Consider the following 12,663-nt stretch of genomic DNA (forward strand, 5'->3'; position numbering starts at 1 on the left):
GGGGGCGCCTGCGTTGCGCTGTGTGTCCGGATGCTACGGCGGATAGCCGGCTGCGCAGTTACTTGAAGGCCGATAACTAATCTAGGTAAAGCTGGCCCTGGGAAGGAGGAGATGCCCCTCCCCGCCCGGTCAGGAAAGGTTTGTGGATTGCCCCGGCCCAGCGGGGGCCGGAGACCCCGCGGCGATCTTTGGCATTGGAGGGCCTCGCCAGTGTGATTGCCAGTGTCGCTCCAGGATGCCGGCGCAGCGGCATTTGTGGATGTTGTGCAGTGGTCGGTGATCAGTCCCATGCCGGCGTACTCGCGCACGGCGGCGATGCCGGCAACAGCGTCGGTCTTGTTGTCGAAGGGTTTGGACACTGCCATAACGGTCCCGTCCGGGGCTGTTAGCCGGAACCTTAAGGCTGATTCCGCGTTCCTCGAGTGTTTCGCAGGGCGCCTGCCGGCGCAAGGATTTGCCCGGCATTCAGCCGAAGTGATCACCTGCTCTCAGGACCAGCCCAGCCACACTTTCGGGAAAGACGACGAGCCGACCGAGGCGAGCAGCAGCAGCACGTCAACAAGTGTTGACCACTCCCCTGCCGTCAATTAACGTTGACGCGTGGAGGTGGAACGGATGAAAACGCTGATTGCATCCATGGACGGGAAAGGACCGGCTGAAGCCCTGCAGGCGGTCGCCCAGCTACAGAAGGAAGTCGGGCGCGCAGAAGCATCTCTGGTCAGGAAAGCCCGGCAATCCGGCCTTTCCTGGGAAGCAATCGCCCAGTGTCTTGGCGTAAGCAAGCAAGCCGTCCACCGTAAATACGGAAAACGGTAGATGCTGCTACTCCCCCCGGGCTGGAGCCACAAGCAGCCGGCAGCCACTCCCCTGCCTCATTAGAAAGACCAAAGAAGAGGCGGGGAGAGCGATAGCCGACGTTGTGTATAGCTCTGGCGTGAGGGGCTCCCTGAACGCCTTCGAGCAAAGCTCTCTGGCCTACCCTCCAAGACTCGAATGATCACTGCAAATAGCGCTTGACAGGAGCTCCGATCCTTTATGTGCGCCTGTAGCCGTGAATTCCCTGACCCGGGCATGCCAGGACCGGTAGCTGATTTCGTCAAGCTGAAGGCTGGATCTCGAATCCACAGCTAAGAGTCCCCCTGGTCGGTGATGTCTTGCCCGCAATACATATATCGGCTGCCCACCCAAATCAACGCTCAATACTCATGGGAGGGCTGGGTCCTTCAAAATCTTATTGTTCCCACCAGTGGCCACAAACAGTAAAATGCTCAGTCCTAGAGGGGCTGCTTTTCGATGCTCACCTAAGTGCCGCGAGCTGATTGAGGCGCCGGTGCCTGAACAAGGAAAGGCTCTATGTCGCATTCTGTAGGTAACGTAGAGGGATCATCGTCACATGTGCCCCTTTCACGCTCTACGACCCCCAATAATGGTGAGTCCAGTACAGAGCGATCAAACCAGACCCAAGTCAACGCGGCGAAGGTGAGTGGTTCGGCGTTGATTGCTCCAAAACCGGGGCCGGGGCTTTGGCGGCCCGCGCCCCGCCCGGTGACAACAGGTTCGAGGCCACAGCAGGTTTCTGCATTCAACGGCGGCGCCAGTACTTCTACTTCCGTATCACCAGCACCAGTGGTCCCTCAAATTGTGGATTTGACTGCCGATCGGGGCGGTGTAGTTGTTGCTGCCGGGGCATCGGTGGGTGACATAGTCACGAACGTGAGTCTGACCCCAGTCCGCATACCGGCATGCTTAAGGCCTCACGCGGCTGTTATCGCTACGCTAAGAGGCCACAGGTCCGCATTGACCGACTGGGTCTTGCCCTATCACGCTCCTCGTGAAGATGCCCCTTGGCATCCACAAACCATTTGGGCTAAGGCCACCAATCCCTTCGAAGCCGGAAGTATCCTGCTGACCGGGCACGGGGGAATCGGAAAAACGCGCACCCTATTTGAGGTTGCCGCCCTCGCTTCAAACGAAGGATGGGACGTCTTCCATATGCGCGGCTCGAATGTATCTCCCGCATTGGACTATCTAAAGGACCGGACCGAAACTTCGTCTCAGCCGGTCTTGATCGTTATCGACTACCTCAACCTCTACCACGCCACCCTTGACTTAGACCTGTTGCAGGATCTGGCCGCCGCAGCCAGATATCCCAGCCCCAAACTCGCAGTGATAGCAAGCGTCCGCACCGGATGGTGGAACAACCACACAGAACATCCTGGTCTCAAATCAATGGACCGCGTTCAACTGGCGCCCGATCCTCAGGATCTCTACGAGGTATGTGCGGCGGTGGCTGCTGAGACAGCACCTACGGCTGTGCAACGGCGAGGCCTAAAGTATGTCCTAGGCCGTACGGGATTGACTCGCCCCGTCTTAGTTAGGCTTATAGCGACAATTGTCGAGGATCACATCACTTCGGGAGTTGCCACCGACACACTTATTTCCGACGACTTGAGCGATTATTTGCGTGATCGCCTTACAGAAGACCATTTGTTGCCCCTTGCTCATCCCAAGACTGCATTACTGCCACCCACCGTCGACGAAACCGTTCACGCGACGGCGGTTGTCCTAGCCACGACACCCACGACGCCCCGACAAGCCGCCCTGACAGCTGCCACAGTGCTCGCTAGCGTGGGGCAGGATAAAGACTCTCACCAGGCTGCGGAGCACCTCGTGAATATGCTCGCGACAATGGGCTGGCTCACGCCTGCTGACACCGCGGCAGACAAGCTTGCCGCAGTTCACGACGTTGTAGTGGATCACGTGGTGGAGAGTGTCCTCTTCCCAAGCGGGAACGGAATGCATCCAGTCCATTTGGCTACCCTTTTAGACGCTGCATCAACGATGCCGGCGACTCTAACCAACGTCTTCATCACTCTCGAGCGCATCCACGATGAGCGTGAGGCACGCGACGAAATAAATACAACTCTGCGGGATTGCATTAGGCATTGGCTTGACACCAGTGGACCTAACATACTTGGTGCCTTGATCGGTGACCCCTGCGAGGGCATCGTTACCGCATCAGCACTCCTCACCACGCCTCTGTTGTCCGGTCCGGAGGCAACCTGGGACCTAGTGACGAAGCCCCTGCTTCGGGAGCTTGGCTCTCACACAGCGGCGCAAGGATTGCTAACTATCGCAGCACAGAGCCTTCCCGATATTTACAGTACCCAAATCGGGGAAATGGCCTTGACTTGGTTGGCGGCTAACCCTCCTGACGGCACGGAATACCTGTTGCGGCATCTTCTCGATCGTGAGGAGATGCCTGAGGGGCATGTAGATGCGCTCCTCGAACTGTCCTATGCATGGACAGAAAAGCTTTCCGACAGTCCTGGTGCAGATTACGTACTATCCCGCCTACTGGCTTCCTCTCTTTTGAGTCCCGAACGTATGACAAGAACAATTGATCGGGCATTGCATTGGCTAGCTCTGCACGGGAACCGCGCATACGCATCCCACCTGCTTTCAGCACTCCTGCTTCGCAAGGATTCAAGCGCGGAGCACTCGCGGGCGACTATTAACTTCGCAGCTACTTGGTTTGAGCACCACGGTGCAAATCCCGATGCCGCCTTTGTTTTAAGCGCCTTTTTAGGTAGGCCAACCCTGGAATCGGGTCACCTTAATACTGCGGTCCGTTTAGCTCTCGCGCATGCAGCAACCTGTTCCAACGTTCAAGTCAGCTATCTACTGCCGGCCCTGCTGGGGCGCACCGACCTCAGTGAAGACCAAACGGAAGGAGCCCTCAAAGCAGTTCACGCCGCGCTGGAGCGCGAAGGCCTCGAAGCGAGCTTTGTTTTGCGGAGCATGCTAAGGCGTGCCAATCTGACGCAACAACAGACCCAAAGGGCATGTGAAGCTGCTTTGGCTTCGATTGCTGGCAATTATGGGCCCGAAGCCAGCTATGTGCTGGATCCTCTGCTACGCCGCACCGACCTAGTGACAGAACAGGCCGAAGCAGCATGTGTCACGGCGCAGGACTGGTTGGCGCACAACACCGGCATTGAAGCATGGCATGTCCTTGAAGCGCTGCTAAGTCGTCCCAATTTAACGGCGGAACAATCCGACGCAGCGTGTGCCGCCGCCCATGTTTGGCTGAACGAAAACTCGGGCCCGGAAGCCAGTTATGTGCTTCAGCCGCTTTTGGTTCGCACTGACCTGACTGAATGGCAGAGTCAAGCAGCACGCGAATCGGCGCACAGATGGATACTTGGCACTCTTCACCCTGGGTCTGGATTCGGGGCAGATACAAGCTACGTTATTGATGCACTTTTGAGTCGCACGGACCTGAGCGAAGAACAAACGAACGCGGCATGCGAAGTAGCCCACATCAGGTTGAACCAGAATACTGGCCCTCAAGCGAGCTATCTGCTGCAGGCTCTACTGAGAGCCAGCATGCCCTTGAGCGCAAAACAAGCCGACGCAGCATGCGCGGCAGCCCACGCTTGGTTAGACCACCACCCCGGCCCCGAAGCCAAACATGTGCTGCAGGCTCTCCTGGAATTCGATAACTTGTCTGAAGAACAAATTGAAGACGTATGCAGCGTCGCGCACGCCTGGCTGGCCAATAACTTCACTGCTGGAGCTAATCACGTGCTCCGATTCCTACTCAGACGCACCGACCTCAAAGAAGAACAGAGCAAAGCAGCATGCGGTGCAGCCCTCGCTTGGTTAGACCACCACCCCGGTCCCGAAGCCAATTTCGTGCTGCAGGCTCTCTTGGAGAGAGACAAAATATCTGAGGAACAGAACGAACAGATGTGCAGCATCGCGCACGTCTGGTTGGCCGACAACTTCACTGCTGGAGCTAATCATGTGCTCCAACGTCTACTCAAACGCACTGATCTTACAGAAGAGCAGAGCAAAGCAACATGCGCCGTTGCGAACGCCTGGCTGGATAAAAGTGCGGGTTCAGGCGTTGAAACACAATATGTGCAGAAGGCCCTTCTCGCCCGTTCGGAGCTCAGAGGCGAGCATCTGGATCGCTTCCTCAGGGAGAACGGTTTTTCTCTGTCAACTAGCCTAGTTCGTGGATACCTAGCCGCCGAGGGTTTGAGTCATGCTCAGCGAAGCGGGCTAATAGATTCGCTGATCGATGCCGTCAATAATCATGACAACAGTAAAAATGCCAGCAAACGTAAAGTTCTTGTGCTTCTTGGAGCTCCTAATCTTAGTCCTGAGCAGCTGGACCTTGTAATGGACACTTCCGCCTCATGGTCGTCCAGGCACATGGAATTTCTTCAGACTCGGTACGTCCTGCGCACCATGCTGCTCCATGCGGACCTGACGGTCGACCAGGCCGAGATTGCCAAAACGTTGTCTATTAAGTGGCTTGATCTAAATGCTCATACGAGTCAGGCATGGCTCGTCCTAGCTACGTTGTTGGAGAGAACTGACCTGCAGCCGAATCAAACGGAATCGGTCTGGACGTCAGCCGACATCTACTTGAATCATCACTGTGCCAGAGACGAGGCCGCCAACGTAATAAGACAACTCCTTACAAGTTCGCGGCTAACTCCGGATCAGCTGAAGCGGGCGGCAGACGCGGGCAGAAAGTGGGTGCAAGCTCATACGCCCAATGCCACCGCATTAGGCACACTTGAAACGGACGAGGTCCCTGCGCTCGTCGAAGTTTTGGAAAAGCATCTCGAACGCAGTCAACCCAATATCGGATGAGGCTGAGTGTCGAAAGCGCTGTAGAGCATAATTATGAATCATCCTGCCCGGGGTTTCTGCTGGGACGAGGCGCCTCGGTGTAGCTCGTCCTAATGGATCCGGTGTTACCCCCAATTTGAGCCACTCCGCCCCGGTCTGCACGCTGGCTGATACTGCCCGTAAAGGCAACTGAAGCAGCGCCGCTCGCCGAGGATTTGGCTATTGCAAGTAGCCCCTCCGCTGAGGACAGAATTTCCGTGTCATCCTCCATTTGATACTCCAGGAGGTGAGGGCTCAAGTAGGAAGCAATGGTGTCATCAGGATTGCTCTCGAACATGGCTAGGGCAGACGCGGCCTTAGTATCTTTTCCGAAGCGTCTCAATATCAAGCCTTTGAGCCCAGCATATGCGTCACCGATGGCGGTCTGTGCCGCTTCAGTTGCCCCTGCTCCGGCGCCCGCCGCTAATGCCGCGAGTATCAGTGTTATAGGTTCCATTCCGTGGCCTCCTGCTAGTATCCAGTTACTTCCCTTGAGAATACGCCCCTAGAAGATAACCGGGCTTGTTGGTGCTCCGCCCGCACCATGTTCTTATTGCAGACTGCCCGCAGGTCGGCGGCTGGCCGCACCTCCATTGTTGTTCACCAACGAGCACGGACCCGCGGGCCCGTCGGCATCCTGCTCCATATGACTTTCCCGACTGAAGTACGCCCCAACCTGACGTCAGATCTCTGGTTAGCTACGCGTCGGAATAGGGCCGGCAAGACACTTATTGCACAGATCCCACGAGCAGTTTGAGGCCTAAATCTGACAGTTCTTTCGTGCGGGCTTCATGGCGCCTAGGCGCTGCTGCCTATCGGAACCCGTCGTCGTTCGGGCCTTTGCTAGGGCTCCCGCTGCCCCGCTACCCCGCCGCAGCCCAACCCAAAGCTGGCCCCAGATTCCCCGCGATGTCAGTCAGAATCTGGACGTAGTCCTCGTGGTCGAAGCTGAAGGGGAGGGCGAAGGCCACCTCGTCGACCTCCTGGAAACCGGCATGGGCGTATAACTGCTCGGCGATGTCCTCGCTGCTGCCGATCAGATCTCGAGCGAACATCATGCCCCGAGGCCCCTGCGGAGCAGCAGTGCGCGGAGTCCGTTCGTCCACATACCGCTGGTACTTCTCCCGTTGCGCCGGGGAAGCGGAGTCAGTCGGTATCACCACCAGCCCCTGTGAAACCCGGGCGCCAGCATGCCCCGCGGCCGCAGCTGCTTCACGGAACGCCCGGATCTGCGACTGCTGGACCAGGGCAAAGTCCGGTTCCTGGTCCTTGTCCGGGAAGATCACGCTGCTGGACAGCAGATTGAACCCATTCGAACCTGCCCACGCCGCTGACTTCGTACTGCCGGCCCCATACCACAGCCGCTCCCGCAGCCCTGGCGAGTGCGGCTCCACACGGTTGGAGAACTCCTCCACCACGCCCTGCTTGCCCGAGAACTCCCGCACCGGCTCCCCCGCCACCAACCGGGCAAACCGCTCCACCCGGGCGTAGCTGAAGTCCTCCACCTCCGCGGTATCCGGATACAGCTCGTGCTTCACGGTGTCGTACTGCATCGGCTCCCCCACGCTCACGCCGGGATTGATGCGCCCGCCAGCAAGCAATTCAACCGTGGCCAGGTCCTCGGCCAGGCGCAGCGGATTTTCCCAGCCCAGCGGCGTCACCGCCGTTCCCAGCTCAATCCGCGAAGTCCGTTGACTTGCCGCAGCCATCACCGCCACGGGTGAAGAGATCCCGAACTGCAGGTGCCGGTGCCGCAGCCAGGCGCTGTCGAACCCCAGCCGCTCCCCCAGCTCAATGATCTGCAAAGTCGATTCATGCCCGGCGGCTGGATCAAGAGGATCAAACAGCCCAATGGTGAGGAAGCCAAGCTTGCGCAAAGGACGGTCGGGCTGCGGCATGGCTTCCTCCAGGATCCGGTGACGTGGCTGATGTTCAGACTAGGCGCTGGGCCAGACCATGAACCAACATGTCCCCCAGCCCCGCGCCGCATGCAAAGACAACCTTGACGGCGGCGTCCATCGAGGCGTTAGGCTCACCACGAGCCAGCGACGGCGCAGGCACGGGAGGATCACATGTCACTGCAGGAAATCGAGTTCACGTCCGCCAACGGCCGCGACACCATCCAGGCCTGGGTCTACGAACCCATCGGACAGCCCAAGGCCATCGTGCAGCTGATCCACGGGCTCGGCGAGCACTCCCGCCGCTACCTCCACCTCATCTCCACCCTGGTGGACGCCGGGTTCATCGTGGTGGCGGGCGACCACTCCGGCCACGGGCGCACGGCAATGCAGCAGGGCACCTGGGGCGACGCCGGCGAGGACGCCGCCAGCGTGGTGGTCGCGGACGAGGTCACCCTCCAGGCCAAGGCCAGGGAGGCGCTCCCCCCGCTTCCCTACGTGGTGTTCGGCCACAGCTGGGGCTCCATGATCGCCCGCGGCATGGCCGTGGACCCGCGCACACAGCTGTCCGGCCTGGTCCTCTGCGGCATCGCCGCCCAGATGCGCGGCATCGAGAAAATGATCGACCGGCCCGAACTGGAGCGGCTTGCCTCCGGCGAGCGCGGTGCCGAGCCCGCTCCCCAGGAACTGGTGGGCCAGCTCTTCGACGGCTTCCTGGGCCGTTTCGGCGAAGGCGCGGGCCCCACGGCCTGGGTCGCGCTGGATGCGGACGTCGTCGCCGACCACGGCAGGGACCCCTTCAACAACTTCGGCGCACCGCTGAGCGCCCGGTTCCTGCAGGGCTTCGTGGACCTCTACGACCAGGTCACCTCCGACGACTGGTACAAACAGCTCCCCGCCGAACTCCCCGTCCTCATCCTCGCCGGTGACCAGGACCCCGTGACCAACTACGGCGAAGGCGCCTACCATGTGGCCAACCGCCTGGCTGATTCGGGCCACGCCGACGTCCGCACCCGCGTCTTCCCCGGCGTCCGGCACGAGGTGCACAACGAACCCACCACCCGAGCCGAAACCGAACGCGAGACGGTCGAGTTCATCCAGCGCGTCACGCAGCCACAGGAGTTCCGCGCACCGTCAGCTGCACAATGAATCAGGCCGCCCGGCTCACGGAGGAGCCCTTGGTACGGTTCCGGTCGAGAATCAGCGCGAGGGCGATCCCGAACATCCAGACGTCCTTCGCCAGTACCGTGCCTTGCTGGCTGGGCCGGATCCCGTCCTCCAGGGTCATCTCCGGAATTCTTCGGTACATGGTCAGAAGCGATCCGGAGAAGAGGCCAAGTCCCAGCCCCGCCAGGCGGCTCGGCACGAACGGTGCCAGGAGTGTTGCGCCCAGGGTCATCTCGGCGTAGCTGAGCAGCTTTCCAAACGTTTCCGGCTCCATCCGGGCCACCTGCGGGTACACCTTGGCTCCCATGCCCTGCATACGGGCTGCGCTGTCCTTGTCCAGGTTCCGCTTGCTGTAGCCGGCGTTCAATATGAAGGCTCCGGTGGCCAGGCGGAGGGGAATGTGGCTCAGTTTCATCATTAGTCCCTTCACAACGTGCGGGGGTGATGCGTGAGAGCATAGTTCGCCCGGCTATGCACCGCCAGAGCCGGGAGGCTGTTGATCGTTTCGTCCTAGATCGTCACGTTGAGCCCCGCCGTGTAGCCGGCAACCGCTGACCCGGTCATCGTTGCCAGCTGGTAGATGCCGCCGTCGTTCCCGAACACGTTGTCCGACTTGAGCGTTGTGCGGGTCATGTTCGTGACGCTGCGCTCGTACCCGGGGGTGGCGTACACGTCGTCGCAGGCAGCCTGCGGCAGCGCGATCTGGGAAACCGCCAATACCTGCCCGGCAGCGGTGGCATTGTTCATGGACTCGAACACCTCGAAGTGGATGTGCGGCCAGCGCCCGGAGTAGGCGGCCGGGAAGATCGACGTGAACGTGACCTGCCCGTTGGCGTCGGCTTCCTGCACGCCGCGCAGGTAGTTCTCGTTCTTCAGGCTCGAGTCGTACATCGAGTACTTCCCGTCCCGGTCGCAGTGCCACGCGTACACCGCGGCACCGGCCATCGGGGCGCAGCCGTTGGCGTTGTCCAGGAGGGTCAGGGTGAAGGTCAGCGGAACGCCCTCCGCCTTTGCCGAGGCAGTGCCGAAGCTCGACGTGATGTCCTTCCGCACCACCCCGGAGGCTTCCAGGACGTTCGGACCGTTGGAGCCATCCCCCGGATAGGGGCCCGCGGTTTCCTGCGGGATTTCCACGCCGCACTCAGCGATGGCCCGGGTCAGCGTCGGAGTGGCGGTGGCGGCGTCCGTGGCCGTGGCCGACGCGGAGGACGTGGCGGCCGTCGCCGTGCTTGCTGCCGGCGAGGCAGAGCCCGTGGTTCCGGCGGGCGTGCAGGCGGCGAGCGCGGCCACCGCACCACTCGCCCCGAGGAACAGTCCCAGGGACCTGCGGCTCACCAGGGTGTTCAGGTCGAACTCCAGCCCCCGGTCGTGGTCGGGGTGCGGCTGGTCAAGGTCGGGCTGGCGGGGTGTGCGTGACGTGGTCATGATGCAAGGAAACCGCACGGGGCTATGCCTTGGGCTGGTTGCTGCTGTGCCGTTGCTGTGTGTCCGGACGGGCGCTTCGCCACGGGAAGCCAGCCCCCCCCGCAGAGCGTACGACGGCGGCACCCGCCCGCCGCCGTCGTCGTCCGTTCCAGCGAAGGCGGCCCGGCGCATAAGGCGCCGGGAAAGCGAGGCGGGGCAGGCCCATTGGAGCCTGCCCCGCCTCTTTGCACCGGCTGATGCCCTGCGCCCGACTTTCGGGTTTCCTGTTGCGATGGAGTATGCAGGAACATCTGCCGGCGGGCTTGTAAGGAACGCCTCCGGCCGTCAGCGGCCTAGAGCGTCCTGGGATCTTCGGCGTACATCTTCAGCCTGATGTCCAAGGCGTCCGACATGTGGCGGGCGGCGATCTCCCCCGCCCGTTTGGAGTCGCCATCCCCGATGGCGGCCAGCAGGCTGGCGTATTCCGCCAGCACCACCGGCCACCGTCCCGGGTGGGTCAGTGTGGTGAGGGTGTACCGGCGCACCTGCTGGTCCAGGCGTTCCAGCAGGCCGATCAGCGACGGGCTGTGCGTGGCGTGCCACAGCTGGGCGTGGAAGGCGCGGTTGGTTTCGGCGAGCGCCCGGCCGTCGCTGGGATCGAGCTGCTGCATCTGCGCCAGCAGCCCCGCGAGCAACTGGCGGTCCAGGGCAGTTGCCTTGACGGCGGCCTTGGCAGCCGCGGCCTGCTCCAGGATGATCCTCGACTCGTAGATGTCGATGATTTCTTCGGCCGAATGCGTGCGGACCACCACCGCCTTGCCGCGCCGTTCCACCAGCCCGTCCTGCTCAAGCCGCTGCAGCGCCTCCCGCACGGGCGTCCGGGAAGCCCCGTAGCGCTCGGTGAGCTTGGCCTCCGTAAGCGGCTCGTCAGGCGCAAAGACACTCGCGAGAACATCCTCGCGGAGCCGCTGATGGATAGGACTGGCCACTTTTTCCTCTTTTCCGTTCTTGGTGGGGCTGCTAGGTTGTTTAGGCGATGGAGCCGGCGCGGCGGCCGAAGACAGCGCCCGCCGCAAGCCCGGAGCCGCCGGGGTAGTTTCCGCTGAACAGTCCGCCCAGCGCTTCCCCGCAGGCATACAGCCCTTCGAGCGGCTCCGCGTCTTCGGTGAGCACGCGTCCCCAGGTGTCCGTCCTGAGGCCCCCGAAGGTGAAGGTGATGCCGCAGGTCACCGGGAAAGCGTAGAACGGGCCGGTGGAGATGCTGCGGGCCCAGTTGCTCTTCGGCGGCTGGGTCTCGGCACGTCGTCCGTCCTTGACGTTGGGGTCAAAAGGCGCACCCTCAGTGATCGAAGCATTGAAGTCCTGCACCGTTTCCTCCAGGCCCTCGGGACTGATGCCGGACTTCTGTGCCAGCTCGGCGAGGGTCGGCGCGGTGACCACCGAGACGCCCGGCATGTCGTACTCCTCCGCCCGCAGCATGGGGCGGGAGGAGCCGTCGAAGATCTGGAAGGCAGCCGATCCCGGCTGGGCAAGGATGTCCCGGCCGTACTTCGCGTAGGTGTAGTTGCGGTAGTCGGCGCCCTCGTCCACGAACCGCTTGCCCTCGCTGTTCACCACGATGCCCAGCGGGTACCCGCCGCGGGTGAGCTGGTTGGTGAGCTCCAGGTTGCTCTCGTTCTCCGGGTGCCAGGCGTCCCAGGCCACGCTGTGGCAGGTGGACCAGTCGCCGCCCCTGGCCGCCCCGGCCTCGAGGGCCGCAAGGATCATCTCCCCCGTGTTGCCCGGCGTGCCGCGTACCTTCGCGTTCTGCCAACCCTCCCCCAGGTGTTGGCGGCGCAGTTCAGGTGAGGCTTCAAAACCTCCCGCGGCGAGGATGACCGACTCGGCCCGGAGTTCGCCTTCTTCGGTGGAGGTGCGGTACCGGACGCCGCACACGCGGCCGTCCTCCTGGATGAGGCCGGTGGCTGCGCAGTCGTAGATGACCTCAACGCCCATGCGCTCCGCGGCCGCACGGTGGTCGGCCATGAGCCCCTTGCCGCCACCCACGTTGCCCACGTGCAGTCCACCCCAGAACAGATACCCGCCGTCCTCGGTCCGGTACGCCTGGCGCTCATACATCAGGCGGTATTTGAGTCCCATGCCCTGAAGCCAGCGCAGGGTCGGGTTGCTTTCGCTGACCAGGACCGCGGAGAGTTCGGGGTCGTTGCGCCCCTCGGAGACCTTGGACAGATCGGCAAGGTATTCGGCGGCGGTGTAGGCGGGGACCTCGCTGGCGGCGTGCCGCTCATCAGGTTCCACGAATTCGATCAGCTCCTGGAGCCCGTCGTGGGAGATGCGCGTGGCACCGGCGGTGTAGAAGCTGTTACCGCCCGATGCGGCTTCCCGTGCCTTTTCGAGCAGGACCACTTTGCGTCCATGCTCGGCGGCTGCAAGTGCTGCCGCAAATCCGGCGTTGCCGCCGCCCACTACCAAAACGTCGCTCTTGATCATCATCAATCTCCTCAGC

9 protein-coding genes are annotated in these 12,663 nt (G+C 61.8%); 3 read left to right on the top strand and 6 right to left on the bottom strand.

The window, feature by feature from the left end:
• Nucleotides 1-615: 615 nt before the first annotated feature.
• Nucleotides 616-816, top strand: a complete 201-nt coding sequence (locus ACZ9J7_RS05835; RefSeq protein ID WP_476207808.1) for an AsnC family protein — start codon at nt 616-618, stop codon at nt 814-816.
• Between the two features lie 981 nt (nt 817-1,797).
• Nucleotides 1,798-5,670 carry a hypothetical protein gene (locus tag ACZ9J7_RS05840; protein WP_476207809.1) on the top strand — a complete coding sequence of 1,291 codons (3,873 nt, stop codon included), beginning with the start codon at nt 1,798-1,800 and terminating at the stop codon, nt 5,668-5,670.
• 31 nt (nt 5,671-5,701) lie between these two features.
• On the opposite strand, the gene ACZ9J7_RS05845 is transcribed toward ACZ9J7_RS05840, so the two are convergent.
• Both ACZ9J7_RS05845 and ACZ9J7_RS05850 read right to left on the bottom strand, forming a co-directional pair.
• A complete protein-coding gene (locus tag ACZ9J7_RS05845) occupies nt 5,702-6,145 on the bottom strand; it encodes a hypothetical protein (protein ID WP_476207811.1) in 444 nt (147 codons plus the stop codon).
• A 406-nt stretch (nt 6,146-6,551) separates the two neighbouring features.
• The gene (locus tag ACZ9J7_RS05850; protein ID WP_476207813.1) at nt 6,552-7,586 is read right to left on the bottom strand and encodes an LLM class flavin-dependent oxidoreductase; all 1,035 of its coding nucleotides are present in this window, start codon (nt 7,584-7,586) and stop codon (nt 6,552-6,554) included.
• 174 nt (nt 7,587-7,760) lie between these two features.
• Between ACZ9J7_RS05850 and ACZ9J7_RS05855 the strand changes: the two genes are divergently transcribed.
• Nucleotides 7,761-8,735 carry an alpha/beta fold hydrolase gene (locus ACZ9J7_RS05855; RefSeq protein ID WP_476207814.1) on the top strand — a complete coding sequence of 325 codons (975 nt, stop codon included), beginning with the start codon at nt 7,761-7,763 and terminating at the stop codon, nt 8,733-8,735.
• A 1-nt stretch (nt 8,736) separates the two neighbouring features.
• Here the strand turns inward: ACZ9J7_RS05855 and ACZ9J7_RS05860 are convergent, their stop codons facing one another.
• The 4 genes from ACZ9J7_RS05860 to tcuA all read right to left on the bottom strand — a co-directional run bounded on the left by ACZ9J7_RS05860 (nt 8,737) and on the right by tcuA (nt 12,647).
• Nucleotides 8,737-9,168 (bottom strand): hypothetical protein, encoded by a 432-nt coding sequence (locus ACZ9J7_RS05860; RefSeq protein ID WP_476207816.1) that lies wholly within the window; start codon nt 9,166-9,168, stop codon nt 8,737-8,739.
• Nucleotides 9,169-9,263: 95 nt separating this feature from the next.
• A complete protein-coding gene (locus ACZ9J7_RS05865) occupies nt 9,264-10,178 on the bottom strand; it encodes an intradiol ring-cleavage dioxygenase (RefSeq protein ID WP_476207818.1) in 915 nt (304 codons plus the stop codon).
• A gap of 332 nt (nt 10,179-10,510) precedes the next feature.
• The gene (locus ACZ9J7_RS05870; protein WP_476207820.1) at nt 10,511-11,146 is read right to left on the bottom strand and encodes a GntR family transcriptional regulator; all 636 of its coding nucleotides are present in this window, start codon (nt 11,144-11,146) and stop codon (nt 10,511-10,513) included.
• A gap of 40 nt (nt 11,147-11,186) precedes the next feature.
• On the bottom strand, nt 11,187-12,647 hold the full coding sequence (tcuA, locus tag ACZ9J7_RS05875; RefSeq protein ID WP_476207821.1) for an FAD-dependent tricarballylate dehydrogenase TcuA: 1,461 nt from the start codon (nt 12,645-12,647) through the stop codon (nt 11,187-11,189).
• Nucleotides 12,648-12,663 lie beyond the last annotated feature (16 nt).

The organism is Pseudarthrobacter sp. TE9888, assembly GCF_056279345.1.